General features: G+C 44.7%; 16 protein-coding genes. 3 read left to right on the forward strand and 13 right to left on the reverse strand.

Translation table 11 applies throughout. The features are described from left to right. Positions 1 to 137: 137 nt before the first annotated feature. The 3 genes from CEF21_RS16915 to CEF21_RS16925 form a co-directional block, all read right to left on the reverse strand. Positions 138 to 818: a metal-dependent hydrolase gene (locus tag CEF21_RS16915; protein WP_123918394.1), complete on the reverse strand. Its 681-nt coding sequence runs from the start codon at positions 816 to 818 to the stop codon at positions 138 to 140. A 281-nt stretch (positions 819 to 1099) separates the two neighbouring features. Then, positions 1100 to 2215: an alanine dehydrogenase gene (ald, locus tag CEF21_RS16920; RefSeq protein WP_123918396.1), complete on the reverse strand. Its 1116-nt coding sequence runs from the start codon at positions 2213 to 2215 to the stop codon at positions 1100 to 1102. 816 nt (positions 2216 to 3031) lie between these two features. Further along, positions 3032 to 3796: an SDR family oxidoreductase gene (locus CEF21_RS16925; RefSeq protein WP_123918398.1), complete on the reverse strand. Its 765-nt coding sequence runs from the start codon at positions 3794 to 3796 to the stop codon at positions 3032 to 3034. A gap of 99 nt (positions 3797 to 3895) precedes the next feature. On the opposite strand from CEF21_RS16925, the gene CEF21_RS16930 reads away from it, so the two are divergent. Continuing rightward, the gene (locus CEF21_RS16930) at positions 3896 to 5233 is read left to right on the forward strand and encodes a purine-cytosine permease family protein (protein ID WP_123918400.1); all 1338 of its coding nucleotides are present in this window, start codon (positions 3896 to 3898) and stop codon (positions 5231 to 5233) included. Between the two features lie 240 nt (positions 5234 to 5473). On the opposite strand, the gene CEF21_RS21390 is transcribed toward CEF21_RS16930, so the two are convergent. The 3 genes from CEF21_RS21390 to CEF21_RS16940 form a co-directional block, all read right to left on the reverse strand. Continuing rightward, the gene (locus CEF21_RS21390) at positions 5474 to 5635 is read right to left on the reverse strand and encodes a hypothetical protein (RefSeq protein WP_164462231.1); all 162 of its coding nucleotides are present in this window, start codon (positions 5633 to 5635) and stop codon (positions 5474 to 5476) included. A gap of 62 nt (positions 5636 to 5697) precedes the next feature. Beyond that, a complete protein-coding gene (argH, locus tag CEF21_RS16935; protein ID WP_123918402.1) occupies positions 5698 to 7089 on the reverse strand; it encodes an argininosuccinate lyase in 1392 nt (463 codons plus the stop codon). Next, positions 7086 to 8291 carry an argininosuccinate synthase gene (locus CEF21_RS16940; RefSeq protein ID WP_481747602.1) on the reverse strand — a complete coding sequence of 402 codons (1206 nt, stop codon included), beginning with the start codon at positions 8289 to 8291 and terminating at the stop codon, positions 7086 to 7088. The genes argH and CEF21_RS16940 overlap by 4 nt, the downstream gene beginning before the upstream one ends. A 171-nt stretch (positions 8292 to 8462) precedes the next feature. Between CEF21_RS16940 and CEF21_RS16945 the strand changes: the two genes are divergently transcribed. Then, positions 8463 to 8762, forward strand: a complete 300-nt coding sequence (locus tag CEF21_RS16945; RefSeq protein ID WP_123918404.1) for a hypothetical protein — start codon at positions 8463 to 8465, stop codon at positions 8760 to 8762. Between the two features lie 274 nt (positions 8763 to 9036). On the opposite strand, the gene CEF21_RS16950 is transcribed toward CEF21_RS16945, so the two are convergent. The 5 genes from CEF21_RS16950 to pxpB form a co-directional block, all read right to left on the reverse strand. Beyond that, complete coding sequence (locus CEF21_RS16950) at positions 9037 to 10221, reverse strand: acetate kinase (RefSeq protein ID WP_123918406.1); 1185 nt, start codon at positions 10219 to 10221, stop codon at positions 9037 to 9039. A gap of 231 nt (positions 10222 to 10452) precedes the next feature. Further along, positions 10453 to 11637: an NRAMP family divalent metal transporter gene (locus tag CEF21_RS16955; protein ID WP_123918408.1), complete on the reverse strand. Its 1185-nt coding sequence runs from the start codon at positions 11635 to 11637 to the stop codon at positions 10453 to 10455. A gap of 14 nt (positions 11638 to 11651) precedes the next feature. Further along, a complete protein-coding gene (locus tag CEF21_RS16960; RefSeq protein ID WP_123918410.1) occupies positions 11652 to 12407 on the reverse strand; it encodes a LamB/YcsF family protein in 756 nt (251 codons plus the stop codon). Position 12408: 1 nt separating this feature from the next. Continuing rightward, a complete protein-coding gene (locus CEF21_RS16965) occupies positions 12409 to 13401 on the reverse strand; it encodes a 5-oxoprolinase subunit C family protein (RefSeq protein ID WP_123918412.1) in 993 nt (330 codons plus the stop codon). A gap of 1 nt (position 13402) precedes the next feature. Further along, entirely contained in the window at positions 13403 to 14110 is a 708-nt protein-coding gene (gene pxpB, locus CEF21_RS16970; protein ID WP_123918414.1) for a 5-oxoprolinase subunit PxpB, read from the reverse strand. A gap of 478 nt (positions 14111 to 14588) precedes the next feature. Between pxpB and CEF21_RS16975 the strand changes: the two genes are divergently transcribed. After that, on the forward strand, positions 14589 to 15785 hold the full coding sequence (locus CEF21_RS16975) for an MFS transporter (protein WP_123918416.1): 1197 nt from the start codon (positions 14589 to 14591) through the stop codon (positions 15783 to 15785). Positions 15786 to 15982: 197 nt separating this feature from the next. Here CEF21_RS16975 and CEF21_RS16980 read toward each other — a convergent pair whose 3' ends face one another. Together CEF21_RS16980 and tpx are read right to left on the reverse strand one after the other, a co-directional pair. Further along, positions 15983 to 16954, reverse strand: a complete 972-nt coding sequence (locus CEF21_RS16980; RefSeq protein WP_123920345.1) for a class I SAM-dependent methyltransferase — start codon at positions 16952 to 16954, stop codon at positions 15983 to 15985. 134 nt (positions 16955 to 17088) lie between these two features. Next, positions 17089 to 17589: a thiol peroxidase gene (gene tpx / locus CEF21_RS16985; protein WP_123918418.1), complete on the reverse strand. Its 501-nt coding sequence runs from the start codon at positions 17587 to 17589 to the stop codon at positions 17089 to 17091. Positions 17590 to 17973 lie beyond the last annotated feature (384 nt).

Below are 17973 nucleotides of genomic sequence, written 5' to 3' on the forward strand. Positions count from 1 at the left end.
ATAGATAGCAGGCTTAAGCAGACGGTTTGCTATCCCGGCATGTCTCTTATAACTGCCTGTACATGTTCCATTGCCGTTATCATGCACCATGCAAAAAAGAATTCCCATGATTCGGGAATTCTTTTATTGGACTTCTTCTATAGAGTTAATTTTTCTCCTGTGCGCAGGATCTGTCCTACTCCATCCGGGAGCAGAGAAACAAATTTTTCAGGATCCTGCTCAATTAGAGGAAAGGTATTGTAATGGACTGGAACAACCTTTTTTGCTTTCAGCCATTCTGCTGCTGCGGCCGCATCTTCAGGCCCCATTGTGAAGTTATCACCAATCGGAAGGAAAGCTGCGTCGATGTGATGGCGCTCACCATACATTTTCATGTCGCCAAACAATGCTGTATCCCCTGCAGCATAAATGGTTCTATTATCTGCTGTGAATAGAATACCAGCCGGCATTCCGGTATACACAATCGTACCGTCTTCTTCCTCATAGCTTGAGCCATGGAAAGCCTGAGTTAGTTTTACCGTTCCGAAATCAAACTCATGGGATCCTCCGATATGCATCGGATGAACATTTAATCCCTTCGTTCCCAAATAATTAGCCAGTTCAAACGGGGCTACAACAAGCGCATCATTATCTTTCGCCAGCTGAATCGTATCTCCTACGTGATCGCTATGCCCGTGAGTCAGTAAAATCACATCAAGCTTCACGTCTTCTGCTTTTAGCTCGCATTGTCCATTTCCTGTGATGAATGGATCGATAAAGATCGTTTTTCCATTTGCCTGAATTTCCAAAACCGAATGTCCATGAAACGTAATTTCCATTTAAAGCACCTCACTGTCATAGTCTTTCTCTTCCAAACTATATCATATTGAATGGAAGCAAGGCTCTCTATACACCTGTATATAGCACATTTTGAAGCTATGTAAACATAAAAAGAGGATGAAGGTTCATCCCCGTTGCCTATCTTCGTCTTTTTTACAAAGGCTATGTTAAAGCATAGTGTTGATTTTTATGAACACTTGAATGGAGCGGCAGGCTCACCGGCCGCCCAGGAATAAGCGAACCCTGCAGTGGAAATTAACAGCCCAGTTTAACAGAGCTTTTACAATAGACATTCATCTGCTTTCTTGTATGGAAAATTCCCTTCAGCCGCTACTGCTGGAATTGTGACAAATCCACCGAATGTATTAAGACCACTTTTAAGCGCTTGATCATCTTTTAGCGCCTTCATCAGCCCATTATTTGCAATCTTCAATGCGTATGGACAAGTTACATTGGCAAGTGCCTGTGCAGATGTTCTCGGGACGGCACCCGGCATATTTGCTACTGCATAGTGCAGAACTCCATATTTCTCATAAACCGGATGTTCATGTGTGGTCACACGGTCCGCCGTTTCAAAGATCCCGCCCTGATCTATAGCTATATCTATAATTACAGAACCTTTTTCCATTCTTTTCACCATTTCTTCCGCAACTAATTTTGGAGCTTTGGCACCCGGAATCAGCACCGCGCCTATGACTAAATCAGCCCATACAACTGACTCTGAAATGTGGCCCGGATTGGACATTAACGTTCTGACTCTCCCGCCAAATATATCCTCAATCTGCCTCAGTCTCACAGCATTTATATCTAATATCCGCACCTCTGCTCCCAGACCCGCGGCAATTTTTGCCGCATTGGTTCCAGCCATTCCCCCGCCTATAATTGCAACCTTTCCGCGGTGAACCCCCGGGACTCCTCCAAGCAATATGCCTTTGCCCCCTCTATGTCTTTCTAAATATTGCGCCCCAATCTGTGCGGCCATGCGGCCGGCAACCTCACTCATCGGGGCAAGCAGCGGAAGAGTTCCATTATTTAGCTGAACGGTTTCATAAGCAATCGCTGTTACCTTGCTTTTAAGCAGTGCTTTTGTTAACTCCGGTTCTGCTGCAAGATGAAGAAAGGTAAACAAAATGAGCCCTTCTCTGAAATAATGGTATTCGGAGGGGACCGGTTCCTTCACTTTCATAACCATCTCCGCTTTCCAAGTCTCCGCGGGACTGCTTACAATGATGCCTCCCGCCTCCTCATATTGCCGGTCTGAAAAGCCTGCTCCCTCTCCTGCAGCCGCTTCTACTATGACCTGATGCCCGGCTTTCACAAAGCCATAAACATCTGCAGGAGTCATTGCGACCCTGTTTTCATTGTTTTTAATTTCCTTCGGGATCCCGATTTTCATTTTTGTCCCCTCTTTTTGTCGGCTTGAATGTCTCGCATTGCTCTTTTTTAGGTGTTGACTGAGATCAAAAACCCCCATCAGCATTCTTTCCGCTTTTACTCATCTCTCACTTCTTCACGGCCCGGTACTGCAGGTACTATACTTTATCTTATGATTCCTGGCTGCTATTGGAAAAGCTGCTTACAAAAAAAGGCTCAAGACGACTAGGGAAATGTTTTAGAACCTGCTGGTTGGAGCCTGGCGCGGGCGACTCCTCCTTAGGAAAAGTCAGGCAGGTTCATAGCGCATCATCACTCAGCGCAGGCCAATACCTCCCTGAAAATCAGCATCCGATTATAATAGATTTAATAAATAAGCTCTGTTAAACTTGGCTGTTGATTTCCGCTGCAGGCGTTCGCTTTCCGCTGCAATTCAACAGGTGTTAAAAATCAACTTTATGCTTTAACATAGCCAACAAGAGGCTGGGACATAACTGAAACAACTATTCTCAAAGACGAACAATGTCTAAGTGATTTATCCTAAACTTTGTTTCTTACGAATGAGTGGTGCTGAAGAAACAAGTTCGCTCCATTGCGCTGCAGCCACTCTGAGGAAGGCTTAAGCCTCCTCGGCTGCGCCTGCGGGGTCTTAAGCGTCCTCTACTTCCCGCAGGAGTGGAGTGGCTTCCGCTCCATTCCACTAAAGTATACGATTCTCAGGAAGAATAAACTCTTCATAAACCAAATAAAAACCCGAACAATTAGGGGAATGAATTACTTACATCCACCTGATCGTCCGGGTTTTTCATTATCTGAAATACTTACGTCCCAGCCTCTTTTAGTTTCCAGATTTCCTGCCCAGAACATCTTCTCCGCCATTTGCGTCGATGATGGCCCCGGTAATAAAATCAGATTGCTCCTCACATAAAAAAGTGATGATGCGTGCAATGTCCTCCCCGGTTCCAGAGCGTCCGATTGGTGTATGGGAACCGTGCTTGCTGCGGGCGTTCTCGATGCTTGATTCTTTCATGGCGCCGACAATATTTCCCGGGCAAACCATGTTGGCGGTAATCCCATTTTCCGCTTCTTCATAAGCAATCGATTTTGTCAGGGAAGCAAGTCCTGCCTTTGAAGCGCTGAATGCAGACCGGTAAAGCCAGCCGGGTGTACTGCCCGCATCCTGAAACCCATAAGTGATAATACGGCCAAACTGCTGTTTTCTCATAATGGGAACAGCTTTCCTGAACAAGTGAAATACGGCGCTCAAGTTTCCTTCAATCATGCTGTACCATTCCTCATCCGAGTAGTCCGCTAGTTTCTTCTTTTCAAAAATATAGGGTCCGGCATTATTGATAAGACAATCCAGTCTCCCAAACGTTTTAAGTGAAGTATCCACAATCATTTCCATATCGCTTTTTTTCGTTACGTCTCCTTGAAGAAGAAGCAGCCGTCCGGAAAGATGCGCAAACTCTTTTTTAAAAGCTTCTGCCGCTTCCAAATCGCTTCTGTAAGTGGCGGTAACCGCATATCCTTTTTGCAAAAACGCTTCGGTCACTTTTTTGCCGAGTCCCTTTGTTCCGGCAGTAATGATGGCATGCTTCATCGTCTATGCCCCTTTCAAACATTGATTCGTATTGTATAGTTCTGGTATTGCTGTAATAATAAAGACTGTCGATAATTTATCAGGAAGCAGGTAAAAAATATGATTCCCATTGAAAAGAAGCCGCTGCAGCGTCTTGAAAGATTCGGACTCGAAGCGGTTCCGGCAGAATTAAGAAAAACTGGATGGGTGGAATATTTCATTATTCAATTTACGTTTTCTTTTAATGCCGGAAATGTTTTGCTGCCGGCCCTTGCCGTTATGGAAGGCGGCCTGCGTTTTTCGGAAGCGCTGCTCAGCTGTCTCGCCGGTGCCTTCTTTGCCTTTCTGCTTGTATCCTTTTTATCACTGCCCGGTTCTCTAAACGGATTGCCTGCCCAATATGCTCTTCGCACGATTTTAGGGAGCCGTCTCAGCCAGTATGCTGCCTCCCCTGTCCGCTCGCTTATTTCTGTATATTGGTTTTCTGTACAAACCATTGGCGGAACATGGATGATTATTGAAAGTCTAAAAAGATTTGGAGTGCAGCATGTACCCTTTTCTATACTGGCAGCCGGGCTTGGAGCGGTCATGATCGGAATCACGGTTATCGGTTTTCACGCAGTGAAAAAAGCCACTGCTTATTTCCTTCCCGTCTTGCTCGCGGGAGAAGGAATTATTTTATATTTATACTTTACTACAAATACGTCCGCACCTGCATCTGTAAGTACTCAAGCAGGCGGAGCAAGTGAAGGACACGTTTGGACTATGCTTCTGTTTGCCAGTCTTGTATTTGTCCAGTATGTAGCCGGTGTAAGTGCTTCAGCTGATATGACACGATATGCGAAGTCTCCAAATCATGGATTTTGGGGAATGTTTGCAGGGAATTTTATAGGATTTTCAATTACGGCCTTTTTAGGCATTTTCAGCGCTGTTCACTTCTCTGAAGTAAATCCATTTTTATCTGCATCAAAACTTACAGGATCGACTGCCCTATTTTCGATTATTCTGGCTGCTTCTGTTTTATCGCTGATTTCCATTAATTTAAGCAATGCCTATACCGGAAGCTTCAGTTTGTTAAACATTTTCCCTGCTCTGGGAAGAATAAAAAGTGCGGTTTTGTTTGGGTCAGCGGGCATTATTCTTAGTACAATCCCTTCCATTGTAACCGAAGCAAAAGTTTGGATTACGATGCTTGGGAGCCTTTCCATCCCATTGTCTGCCGTCATCACTTCTGATTTCCTGATTGTCAAAAGAAGAAGAATTTCCGAGATGGATCTGCTGTCGATGAGGCAAGTAAACCGTGATGCGGTTCTATCCATGGCATCAGGCATTCTGTTATACTGGGTCATTCCATCAGGAGCCGCTCCCGGATTCATTAGTTTTATCTGCACCTTCCTGCTTTACACAGCCATAACAAAATTCCGCAAAAAGAGGCTGGGACAAAAGGTTTCCAGCTAATAAAAAAGCTCTGTTAAACTTGGCAGTTCCGCTGCAGGCGCTCGCCTTCCGCTTCAATCAACAGGGTTTAAAAAATCAACAGCATGCTTTAATTGAGCGAATAAAAAAACCGAACGATTATTTGAACCTCTGGTATAGAGGTTCGTAATCGTTCGGTTTTATTGTTTTTCATGCTTTTTTCAAAAGAAATATTCGGCTAAAGGAAAACAATTTTAGTTTTGTCCCAGCCTCTCTTACTATTTACAATTCGTCCGTTTTTTTTGCCTGATCTGCTGTGAAATTCTCATCAAAATTCTGCTCTACCACTCCGCTCTCATAAGCATTTTTAATTTGCTGAGAGGTTTCCTGATCGGCTGCAGAATCGTACTGCATGGATGCATGACCCGGTTCTTGCTTTTTCATGAGACAGTCCTCCTTATAGAAAATAGGTTCCTGCCCTAGTGTTTGCTTCAATTGAGATTCGTTTACAAGGTAACATTTTCCTTCCGTAGTTTCGCACAGGCTTTTTGAATGGCGTCTTTCACCATTTCAAAACCGGTGCCGCCCTCGCTCATCCGCTTTGAAACTGCCTCGTAAGGATCTATGGCTGAATAGAGATCTTCACTGAACAACTCTGATGCTTCCCTGTATTCTTCCATAGACAAATCTTTTAAATAACAGCCTTTTTGTATGCACTGAAACACCAGTTTACCGGTTACTTCATGCGCTTCACGGAACGGCAGGCCCTTTTTGGCAAGGTAGTCGGCAAGTTCTGTTGCATTAGAGAAATCCTTTTGAACAGCCATGCCCATGTTTTCTTTTTTTACCGTCATCGTATCAATCATTCCAGCAAAGATTTTCAGACTGCCTTCAACGGTTTTAACCGTATCAAACATCCCCTCTTTGTCTTCCTGAAGGTCCTTATTGTAGGCAAGCGGCAGGCCTTTCATAACGGTTAAAAGGGAAAAAAGGTTCCCATATACACGTCCGGTTTTTCCTCTGATCAGCTCCGCCATATCCGGATTTTTCTTCTGAGGCATCATTGAGCTTCCCGTTGCATAAGTGTCATCAAGCTCAACAAATTGAAACTCCTGCGAACACCAAAGAATAATTTCCTCGCAAAATCTGGAGAGATGCATCATCATCATGGAACTGCCGTTTAAGAACTCAAGGATAAAATCACGATCACTGACGGCATCCAGACTGTTTTCATAAATCCCCTCAAACCCGAGAATTTCCGCTGTATAGGCACGGTCTATTGGGAAAGTCGTACCTGCCAGCGCACCGGCGCCAAGGGGGGATAGCCGAATTCTTTTGAGGGAATCCTCAAATCGTTCTTTATCTCTTTCAAGCATCCAGTAATAAGCAAGCAGATGGTGAGCAAAAGAGATTGGCTGGGCTCTTTGCAAGTGAGTATAGCCCGGAAGAACGGTATACACATGTTCTTCTGCTTTGGATACGAGAACATGCTGAAGAGCCTCAATTTCTTTGATTATTTTCTGAACATGGTCATTCAGATAAAGATGCATATCTGTTGCAACCTGGTCATTTCGGCTTCTTCCTGTATGAAGCTTGCCTCCTGCCGGGCCGATTTCATCGATCAGGTGTTTTTCAAGGTTCAAATGGATGTCTTCGTATTTCGCCGAAAAAGAAAGTTCTCCATTTTTTATTTTTTTCTGTAAAGTATGAAGCCCTTTTTTGATAAGCTCTGTTTCATTTTGATTCAGTATGCCTGTTCTGCCAAGCATTTGAACGTGAGCGAGAGAGCCTTTAATATCCTCTTCAGCCAGCTGCTGATCAAACTCTATAGAAGCACCGAATTCGTCCACCCACTCTTCAGGGGTTTTTTGGAATCTGCCTCCCCACAGTTTGGTCATGCTTTCACCTTCTTTTTATTTTGAACCATACTGCTGACCTTAGTAGGCAATCCGTAAAGGGAGATGAATCCTACGGCAGCCTGATGATCAAAAGCATCGTCAGCTGTATACGTAGCAAGCTTTTCATCGTATAGGGAGAATTCCGATTTTCGCCCTTCGACAATTGAATGGCCTTTAAACAGTTTTACACGAACCACTCCTGTGACATGCTTCTGGGTTTCTTTCAGAAAAGCCCCGAGTGCCTGTTTAAGCGGTGAAAACCATAGTCCGTTGTAAATCAATTCTGTCAGCTTTTGGCCAATGACCGGTTTAAAATGGGCCACATCTTTCACAAGTGTTAAATCTTCCAGTTCTTTATGGGCTTTAAGGAGGGTCACAGCCCCCGGACATTCATAAATTTCTCTGGACTTTATACCGACTAAACGATTTTCTACGTGATCAATTCTCCCGATTCCATGTTTGCCTGCTAATTCATTTAAGTTCAATATGATCTCGGAAACCGGATAAGCCACTCCGTTAATGGCCGTTGGCACTCCCTTTTCAAAGCTCAGTTCAATCACATCCGGAACATCAGGCGTTTTTTCCAGCGGTGCTGTCAAATCATAGGCCTCTTCCGGCGGCGCTGCCCAGGGATCCTCGAGAACGCCGCATTCATTGCTGCGTCCCCACAGATTCTGGTCAATGGAAAATGGGCTGTCTAATTTAATTGGAATTGGAATATTGTGTTTTACCGCATATTCAATTTCCTCTTCGCGCGACCAGCTCCACTCACGAACAGGCGCAATCACTTCTAAATCCGGATTTAACGCCTTGATGGAAACTTCAAAACGCACTTGGTCATTCCCTTTTCCTGTACAGCCATGGGCGACAGCAGACGCTCCTTCTTTTTCAGCCACTTCCACTAGCTTTTTGGCAATGAGAGGGCGTGAAAGGGCTGATACGAGCGGATACTTTTCCTCATAGAGGGCATGAGCCTGCAGAGCGAGCAGGGCATATTCTTCTGCGAATTCGTTTTTTGCATCAATCACATAAGATTCGGAAGCCCCGACCTGTAACGCTTTGCTCTGAATGAATGCAAGGTCTTTTCCTTCTCCTACGTCGAGGCAGCAGGCAATCACATCATAGCCGCGCTCCTGGAGCCATTTTATCGCAACGGAAGTATCCAAACCCCCGGAATAAGCTAAAACTACTTTTTGTTTCATTTCAATCTCCCTCTCTCTATATCTTTGTATAAAAATACTTTTAAATTCATAAAAATACATCTTAGAGAAGACTTTAACAAGGATTCGAACCTTTTTCAACCCTTAAATGCAATCTTTTAATGAATTTTTATATAAAAAAATGTATGCTCATACAAAGGGAGGGATTTCAGCTTGACACCAGATTTTATTTTTGATCACCGTCTTGGCATCAGCGTTCCTTCCGCTGTCCCATCAATAAAGGATCATTCCGCTGCAATGGCACAATGGGAAAAGGAAAGGAGCAAAATTCCGGATCGGATTGCGGAGCTCGAGGATGTGATACGCGCAAAGCAAAGAAGAATGGACCACGAGGAGAATTTTGAAGCAGCGTGCCTGTACAATGCAGCAATAGCGGATCTCGCTTCTGTCATTAACGATCTCTGGCTTTGGTACAGAGCTTTCGATCCATTTGGAGAAAAAACTCATCAATAAAACGGAGCTGCCCATAACCTATTTTAAGATGTCTTACGTGATAAGCAACTTAGATTTGTTTGGGCTTCTTTCCGCTTTAGGGCTCCCTCATCCAGGGGCGGACGGTGAGCCTACAAAGCTTAAGTGCGGGCGGGGTCTCACCTGTCCCGATGCTCCCGCCGGATTGCCGCCCTTCCGCTTCAGTCAGCATGTTTCAAACTTCAAACAAAAACAGGGAAACGCTTTGAATGCGTCTCCCTGTTTTGAGTGAATAAGGCTTACAGCCCTGTTTTCATTATGTTAAACGTACAACGTCACGTGCAATCATAACTTCTTCATTCGTAGGAATAATCATGACTTTTACCGGAGAATGAGGGTAGCTGACGAAACGATCGTCACCGAACGTATCGTTAAGCGCCGGATCCCAGTAAATGCCCATGAATTCCAGACCGCGAAGGACACGTGCACGAACTTCTGCACTGTTTTCACCGATTCCGGCAGTAAAGATAATCGCATCGACTCCGCTCATGCGGGCAGCGTAAGAACCGATGTATTTATGGATACGGCTTGCAAAAACTTCAAGCGCCGTCTCCGCACGCTCGTTGCCTTCTTTTGCAGCAGTCGTAATATCGCGAAGGTCGCTTGATAATCCGGAAACTCCAAGCAGTCCGCTTTTTTTGTTCAGGATATTCAATACTTCATCCGCAGAAGACCCTGTCTTCTCCATAATGAATGGAATAAGCGCCGGATCGATATTCCCTGAGCGCGTTCCCATAGCAACTCCTGCCAAAGGGGTAAAGCCCATTGATGTATCAATTGATTTTCCGCCTTCGATTGCTGCAATACTTGCACCGTTTCCTAAATGGCAGGAAATCAGACGCAGGTGCTCAAGAGGTCTTCCAAGCATTTCTGCGGCACGTTCAGACACATATTTATGGGATGTTCCGTGGAATCCGTATTTACGAATGCCGTATTTTTCATAGTACTCGTAAGGCAAGCTGTAAAGGAAAGATTGATCAGGCATTGTCTGATGGAATGCTGTATCAAAAACGGCTACTGCCGGTACATTCGGAAGAACTTCCTGGAATGCTTTAATTCCGACAACGTTTGCCGGATTGTGCAAAGGAGCCAAATCCGAAAGCTCTTCAATCGCAGCAAGCGTTTCTTCGTTGATTAAAGCAGAATCACTGAATCTTTCGCCGCCGTGCACAACACGGTGTCCAATTCCTTCAATTTCAGCAAGCGAAGAAATGATGTTCAGTTCCGTCAGCTTGGACAGAAGGATTTTTACTGCTACAGCGTGATCTGGAATATTGGTTGTTTCCGTCTGTTTTTCCCCGTTAACCGTAATCATGAATGTAGCATTATCAAGACCGATTCTTTCTACAAGTCCTTTTGTGACTACTTCTTCACTCGGCATATCAAACAGCTGGAATTTAAGAGAAGAACTCCCAGCATTAATTGCAATTATTTTTGCCATCGTTACCGCTCCTTTAGATAATCGTCCAACAACTTCTTGCAAACGATCCATTCTTATCATTTGTTAAAAATCCGAAAAATATCTGACTTTTCCATTTAAACATTGCCCGGAACACATTGCAATACAAACTCCCAAGTGCAATCGTTTACAACTAAAAGTCAATGTTTTCGGACTTTTCCCCCTATTTTCCCGAAACAAAAAGTCCGGGCAGCCCCCGGACTCGAGATTGTATTAAAATAGCTTCGAAAAATTTGTACCAAGTGTTGAGATGCTTAGAGCAGCCATGATTACACAAATTATGACACCGAAAATCGTAAGGGCAATTGGATGCTTATAATCCCCGACAATTGTTTTTTTGTATGCGGCAATCAGCATGACAGCCAGTGTAATCGGCAAAATCAGCCCATTCAGTGCACCTGCCAGAAGCAATAGCTGAACAGGATTGCCCACGGCTACAAATACAATGGTGGAGATTAAAATGAACCCAATGATTGTTGCCTTCTGGTATTTCTCTACTGCTGAACTGAACGTCTGAATAAAGGTTACAGATGTGTAGGCAGCACCAATGACAGAAGTAATGGCCGCCGCAAGGAGAACGACTCCGAAAAATTTGTAGCCTATGTCTCCGGCTGCATGCTGAAACACAGAGGCAGGAGGGTTATTTTTGTCAATCGTCAGTCCCTGGGCAACAATTCCAAGGGATGCAAGGAAAAGAAAAATTCTCATAAGGGATGCAACAGCAATTCCTGTTACGGCACTTTGATTAACCTGCGGAAGTGATTTTCGCCCTTTAATTCCTGCTTCCAGAAGACGGTGTCCTCCCGCAAAGGTAATGTACCCTCCAACGGTCCCTCCCACTAAAGTGACAATCGCCACAAAGTCGGTTTTTTCAGGCACGAAGGATCGGGTAATCGCCTCTCCTACAGGAGGGCTGCTTGAAAACGCGACATAAATCGTCAGCAGAATCATCAAAAAGCCCATGATCTGTGCAAATTTATCCATCAGTTTTCCAGCCTCTTTCACAACGAATACCGCAATGGCGATCGCCGCTGCAATTATTGCCCCTAACTTCTGGTCAATACCGAAGAGAACATTAAATCCAAGACCGGCCCCGCCGATATTCCCAATATTAAAAGCAAGCCCGCCGAATACAATCAGGATCGCGACAAAGATTCCGAGGCCAGGCAAAACCATATTGGCGATATCCTGGGCCCTCTTTTCAGAAACCGCAATTATTCTCCACACGTTCAGCTGGACCCCGATGTCCAAAATAATCGTAATTAAAATGACAAAGCCGAAAGAAGCGGCAAGTTTTTCTGTATAGAAAGTGGTCTGTGTTAAAAAACCGGGTCCGATTGCTGATGTGGCCATTAAAAAAGCGGCTCCCATCAAGATGCTTAAACGATTTTCTTTCATTTTTTACCCTCCCGTCATTCAACTGATTTTATTTCAATTCCTGATTGCTGCAGTTCTCTTCCTATTTTCTCGGCAAATTCCAGCGCGTGGGCTCCATCTCCATGGATGCACACAGTATCTGCAGTAATCGGTATTTCTTGCCCATCCGTACTCATCGTTTTTTGCTCCAGAATCATCTTCTTTACCTGCTCAATCGCCGTGCCGTGATCTGTTATGAGCGCATGTGGATGTGTCCTCGGCGTAAGGGCGCCTGAGCTTTGATACGTTCTGTCAGCGAATACCTCACTTGCCGTTTTTAACCCCGTTTCCTTCCCTGCTTTTAAGAGTTCGCTGCCGGACAATCCAAATAAAATAAGGGAGGCATCATATTTATATATGGCTTTTGCAATCGCTTTGGCAAGGAAGGGGTCAGCGGCTGCCATATTGTAGAGCGCTCCGTGAGGTTTCACATGATGCATGCGGCCGCCTTCAGAACGGACAAAACCATCAAGGGCCCCGATTTGATACAGAACGATGTCATACGCTTCATCAGGTGACAGTGTCCAAGCCCTTCTGCCAAAGCCCTGCAGATCAGGGAGGCCCGGATGAGCGCCGATTGCAGCATGACTGTCCAGAGCCTGTCTGACTGTCTTTCTCATAACAGAGGGATCGCCTGCATGATACCCGCATGCAATATTCACAGAGGAAACAAGGGGCAGGATTGCTTCATCGTTGCCGATCCGGTAGGAACCGAAGCTTTCTCCCAAATCGCAGTTTAAGTCTATTTGCATGCTATAAAACCCCCCTTTCAAATTTGTCCTTTACCATGGAACGGAGAAATTCAATTTCCTTTTCTCTTTTCACAAGCAGAATTTGCGCTTCCTCGACCGTTGTTTCCTCAAACCTGATTTTCTCTCCGGGCTTGAGCTGTGCAAGAGCCGGCAGGCAGTCTGCAATGACCTGGCCGATTTTCGGATAGCCTCCAGTGGTTTGATGATCAGCCATCAGGATGATCGGCTGGCCGCCTGCCGGAACTTGAATGGTTCCGAACCCAACCGCTTCAGAAAGAAGTTCTCTTTTTTCTTTTAAGGTTAAAACCGGTCCATCCAGCCGAAAGCCCATCCGGTCTGATTGACTGCTCAATGAAAATTCTTCTTTCTCAAAAGCTGTTTGAGAATCTTCTGTAAACCAGTCATATTCTCTTCCCTTTATGTATTTAATTGTTTTGTTATCCGGATTATAGAATGGTTTCATATACCAGCCTGCAGAAATAGCCAAGTCATCCGTATCTTTAAACTCTGCTTTATCCAGTAAATCAGAGTTTTTGATACGCAGTTCATCGTTTACTTTAAGGGCCCGTCCATGAAAACCTCCTATTCCCGCCTTTAGATATGTAGAAAAACTTCCCATCTCCGGTTCAAGATCATAGCCGCCTGCTGCGGCCATATACGTTCTGCATCCCGAAACAGGTGCTCCAAATTCTAGCTTTGCCCCTGCCTTTACATAGACAGGCCGCCATAGCGGGATAGGCTTTCCGCTGATTTTGGGAGAAAGATTGCCCCCTGTCAAAGCAATTACCGTATCTTCTGTGAATTCAATGGTCGGACCAAGGAGTGTCATTTCAATTGTAGCTTCGTCTTCGGAATTTCCGGTTAATACATTGGCAAGGCGGTGCGCATATAGATCCATGGCTCCGCTTTTAATGACTCCATATTTCTGGTAGCCGGATCTGCCCATATCCTGAATTGTGCTGTGCAGACCGGACTGAAGAATTTTTAAACTCATACTAGGACTCCTTTAGACGGTAATATTCTTCTCTGCTGATTGGATAAAACTCCACAGAATCTCCCGCCTGCAAAAGAGTGGGCGGCTCGTTTTCCGGATTAAATAACGAAAGGGGCGTTCTGCCGATAATCTGCCATCCGCCTGGAGTTTCCATCGGATATACCCCCGTTTGAGTACCAGCAATTCCTACGGAACCGGCAGGAATTTTTGACCTTGGCTTACCTTTGCGAGGCGCGGCAATTTTATTGTTCATTCCGCCGAGGTAGGGAAAGCCAGGTGAAAAACCAATCATATATACAGGATACTCTCTTTCAGTATGAAGGCGGATCACCTCTTCTTTCGTTAAGCCATTCAAAGATGCCACTTCATCTAAATCCATGCCAAAATCGTCTTCGTAGCATACCGGAATTCTCACAAGGGAGGAATTTTCGCTTACTGGCGCCTCCTCTCCTATTTCCGCAAGCAGTTTCTCCAATTCGTTTTGGATCAAGAGATGAGATTGTTCAGGTTTGTCTTTAAAATAAAGAAGATTGAAGATAAGTGTAATGTTGGTGAAAGCAGGTATGTACTCAACCAGCCACGGATAATTCTGCTGATCCAGCAAATCTGTAAATTGTCTGATTCTTCCACGAAGCTTTTCACTTGATTCTGTTCCAAACTCAATCAGGAGCGATTGTTCGTTTACCGGAAAAAAAACGGCATGTTCCATTCCATGCGCCTCCCTTCTTCATGATTGGTTTCATTGTACATGCGCAATTTTTTTTGCACAAATCAAATTTTGGCAAAAAAATAGGGGAATATCTTCATTTGTGCAGAAAAACAGTCTTTCATATACTTTCATCTTCTCAAATAAATCATACAAAACATCCTCAAAACCATATATAATAGGAAAAAATGGAATCGGAGAGAGGCAAGAATATGTAAATTTCGGCTGATGCTTTTCATTTGGATGTGTTTAACACCGGTTGATTGGAGTGGAAGGCGTGAGACTCCTGCTTAGAGCAGCGGGACAGGTGAGACCCCGCAGGCGCTAAGCGGCGAGGAGACTCACCGCCCGCCCCGCGGAAAGTGAGCGCCTGCTGGCTGCAAATCAACAGCCAAGTTTAACAGTTAAATTGAGAGAGGAGAGATCCCATGTAAAGGCAAAATCCTTCCTGAGAAAACATAAAAAAAGGGGATTTGCCACTATGAAAACTGCAAACTTCCGCTACTTGTGGATGGGACAAACCATTGCAAATGCAGGGGATATATTCTATGCCGCCGCATTGATCGCTCTGCTGTATCACGTAACAGGATCCGCTTTTTCCCTTGCTGCTGTGCCTTTTTCCATAACAGCTGCCCGTTTCTTAAGCGGTCTGGCTGCGCCCGTCATCATGGATAAATGGAAGATAGAAAACATTCTAGCCTATTCACAGGCAGGAAAGACCGTTTTTCTTCTTCTGCTCGCTCTTAGTCTTTCAGCAGAAGAGACGGTACATTTATTTTTCGTATTTACTTGCATCATTCTGATTTCCACTCTGGATGGATGGGCTGCCCCAGCAAAAAACGCGATGCTTCCTGGCATTGTTCCTTCGGAGGAGCTTGTGAAAGCAAACAGCTTTACAGCAAGCATCGATCAGAGCGTCCAGCTTGGAGGATGGGCGGCAGGCGGCCTGCTGACATCAGCATGGGGCTCCATGACGATGATTTGGCTCACTGCGGCCCTCTATGCTCTCTCAGCGTATCTGCTTGTGAAAATCAAGCTTGGATCTGCGCCTTTTTTCTATGCTCCGAAACAAAAGCTGCGGAATCAGCTGAAGGACGGCTGGCTGGAGATATGGCGGATTCAGCAGCTCAGAACCATTCATTTTATTTTGCTCCTGGAAACAGCAGCCGGAACCGTATGGATCGCTGCCATCCTCTATCTTTATGTAAAGGAGCAGCTTCACCTCGGAGAAGAATGGTGGGGGTATATAAACGCCAGTTTTTTTGCAGGGTTAATTGCCGGGGGTGTATTTGGTGTCCTCTATTCTTCGTGGATGGACCGAAATAGCGGAAAGATTATCATAACGGGTGCTTTCGGAATCAGTGCGGCTACCTTTATTTTTGGAGTAACAGCCATTCCATGGATTGCACTAGCGGCCTCCGCCTTATTCGGGGTGATGGAACAGCTGAAGTCCGTTAGTCTTCAGACTGCCATGCAGCGCAGTACGCCTGCACCGCTTTTAACGAAAATATATTCTGCACAAAGCTCCATGCTTGCATTAACCTTCGGATTAGGTTCGCTTGCAGCTGGAGCAGCGGCCGAAAGAGTGCCTATCTCCGCAATCTTTTTAACCGCATCAGGGATTCTGCTTGTTTCCGCCTTCTACACAATTGGACGGAAGCAACGACTCTCCTCTTAACAAATAGAGATAGGCAATGCTTGCATAGTGCTGATTTTTACTCCTGTTGACTGGATCGCTTAATGCAGCGGGAGATCCCTCAGGCGCAAAGCGGCGTGACGGCTCACCGCCCTCCGGATAAGCGAATGCCTGAACAGCAGCTGCATGTAAAAGAGCTAAAAAGACCGGACTGGTTCAATTCCCAGTCCGGTCTTTTATTATCTGTTCGTATCAAACCATTCATTAATTTGTTTCATCATAGCCTGCATTCCCTCGAAATTTGAGAATTTCGGGAGGTCTGCAAGCATGGCCTGCTTAGGTGCAGACGCTCCTTCTCCTTTTTTCTGAAGAATGAAGATGCTTTTCGCATGCTGTTCTCCCTGGAACATGGAAAGGGGAAGCTGCAGCAATCCCTGAATATAGGCATGCTCTTTAATAAATTCATTTAATTTAGGTGCTTCTTTTGAACTGAATAGCTGATTGGGAATGATAAAAAATAAAAATCCGCCCGGCTTAGCATGGTTCATGCTTTGTTCAATAAAGAGATGGTGGGCATAGGAATGGCCTTCATCTGCTTTCAGCTTAAAAGAGGCCGCTCCTTCATCATTCGGATAGTATCCAACGGGCAGATCACATATCACGGCATCCGCCGGATCTGCAAACAAATTCTGCAGACTGTCCTGATTGTAAAATTGAACAGGGTGTTTTTGAAGATTTGCATTGATATAGGAAAGCTGGATTAACAAATCATCTACATCCACCCCGGTGCTTTCCACCTCATGATCCTTCAGCTGATTTAATACAGAAGTCAGCAGGTTTCCCGTTCCGACAGCAGGGTCGAGCAACGAGAACCGGGTCTGCCTGCTCATGAACCGCTGCACGAGATAGCCGACAAAAATACCAACTGAATCAGGTGTCATCTGATGATTTGGATGAGCTCCCTCTTTCAGTCCTTTTAGCACACACAATTGGAACGCTTTTCTGATTTCTTCTGATTCGTATGTATCAAGCTGGATGTCAGCATATATTTTTTGTAATTTCTTTTTGGCAATTTCACTTAACTCATCTTGCAGAACCTCACCATGGAATAAATTTTCCCCTGTTTCTGCGACTGCCTCTACATAGGATAATTCCAGTTCTTCGGCAAGCTGTTCAGCTGACTCGTTTAATGCGGTAAACAGCCTTTCCATATTTGAAACGGTTTGCATCCACTTCTCCTCCTAGAGCATACTTCCTATCATTTTAGATAAGCTGTGCCTGAAAGACAAGACTTATGCCTCAAAAAACCCCCGGTAATAAAATCCGGGGGCCTTCACGTTGTTTTTTATTTGGCTGCTTTCGCTGCTTCAATCGCTGCTTCATAATCCGGATGGTTTGTTGCCTCACTTACATATTCTGCATGAACAATTTCATCGCTGCTGTTAACGACAAATACCGCTCGGGCAAGAAGGCGGAGTTCTTTAATCGCAACACCGTATGCTTCACCGAATGAAAGATCACGGTGATCGGACAGTGTGATGACATTTTCCAGTCCATTTGCAGCACACCATCGTTTTTGGGCAAACGGAAGGTCATTGCTGATCGTTAACACGGTTACGTTATCAAGTTTCGCTGCTTCTTCATTAAATTTTCTTGTTTGAGCATCGCAAACGCCTGTATCAATAGAAGGAACCACGGAGATAATACGCACTTTTCCATTTGAGTCAGCCAGTGTGACTTCAGACATATCATTGGCCAGAACGCGGAAATCAGGTGCTTTGTCCCCTTTTTTCACTTCGGTCTCGGGAAGAGTTACCGAATTTCCTTTAAATGTAATTTTCGCCATTTTTATTCCTCCTCTAATATCTGTATGTACTATTCAATGATAGCTTGTCATAAGTGGCTTTGCAAACTTAACATTGAATAATTTACTTAATTTTACAAAAATAACAAAAGAGCTTTTTCATCCAGCGATGATCATCATTAGCTGCGGGGATTTTTACACGTAAGCAGCTGCAGAGTTTTACCGGTCCAGCTGTTAAAGGTAAAGTGAAGCCCTCCTTCATTCAGATTAAGCACAAACGAAAAAAAGGAAACGCTTAGATTGCATTTCCCTGTTTTTTAAAAGACGAGGTTGACCTGCTCTGTGATTCGCTTCTGAAAATTTTGAATTGACCTCTATTTCATTCATAATGCTTGGTGATCCGCAATGTGTTCAAGTCCCAAACAG

The sequence above is a fragment of the Bacillus sp. FJAT-42376 genome (assembly GCF_003816055.1).
In the GTDB taxonomy this organism is placed as follows: Bacteria; Bacillota; Bacilli; order Bacillales; family Bacillaceae; genus Metabacillus_B.

What these genes read in the sequence shown, in the direction of transcription:
- CEF21_RS16915 (WP_123918394.1), bottom strand. Translation starts at nt 818, where the DNA reads ATGGAAATTACGTTTCATGGACATTCGGTTTTGGAAATTCAGGCAAAT.
- ald (WP_123918396.1), bottom strand. Translation starts at nt 2,215, where the DNA reads ATGAAAATCGGGATCCCGAAGGAAATTAAAAACAATGAAAACAGGGTC.
- CEF21_RS16925 (WP_123918398.1), bottom strand. Translation starts at nt 3,796, where the DNA reads ATGAAGCATGCCATCATTACTGCCGGAACAAAGGGACTCGGCAAAAAA.
- CEF21_RS16930 (WP_123918400.1), top strand. Translation starts at nt 3,896, where the DNA reads ATGATTCCCATTGAAAAGAAGCCGCTGCAGCGTCTTGAAAGATTCGGA.
- CEF21_RS21390 (WP_164462231.1), bottom strand. Translation starts at nt 5,635, where the DNA reads ATGAAAAAGCAAGAACCGGGTCATGCATCCATGCAGTACGATTCTGCA.
- argH (WP_123918402.1), bottom strand. Translation starts at nt 7,089, where the DNA reads ATGACCAAACTGTGGGGAGGCAGATTCCAAAAAACCCCTGAAGAGTGG.
- CEF21_RS16940 (WP_481747602.1), bottom strand. Translation starts at nt 8,291, where the DNA reads ATGAAACAAAAAGTAGTTTTAGCTTATTCCGGGGGTTTGGATACTTCC.
- CEF21_RS16950 (WP_123918406.1), bottom strand. Translation starts at nt 10,221, where the DNA reads ATGGCAAAAATAATTGCAATTAATGCTGGGAGTTCTTCTCTTAAATTC.
- CEF21_RS16955 (WP_123918408.1), bottom strand. Translation starts at nt 11,637, where the DNA reads ATGAAAGAAAATCGTTTAAGCATCTTGATGGGAGCCGCTTTTTTAATG.
- CEF21_RS16960 (WP_123918410.1), bottom strand. Translation starts at nt 12,407, where the DNA reads ATGCAAATAGACTTAAACTGCGATTTGGGAGAAAGCTTCGGTTCCTAC.
- CEF21_RS16965 (WP_123918412.1), bottom strand. Translation starts at nt 13,401, where the DNA reads ATGAGTTTAAAAATTCTTCAGTCCGGTCTGCACAGCACAATTCAGGAT.
- pxpB (WP_123918414.1), bottom strand. Translation starts at nt 14,110, where the DNA reads ATGGAACATGCCGTTTTTTTTCCGGTAAACGAACAATCGCTCCTGATT.
- CEF21_RS16975 (WP_123918416.1), top strand. Translation starts at nt 14,589, where the DNA reads ATGAAAACTGCAAACTTCCGCTACTTGTGGATGGGACAAACCATTGCA.
- CEF21_RS16980 (WP_123920345.1), bottom strand. Translation starts at nt 16,954, where the DNA reads ATGGAAAGGCTGTTTACCGCATTAAACGAGTCAGCTGAACAGCTTGCC.
- tpx (WP_123918418.1), bottom strand. Translation starts at nt 17,589, where the DNA reads ATGGCGAAAATTACATTTAAAGGAAATTCGGTAACTCTTCCCGAGACC.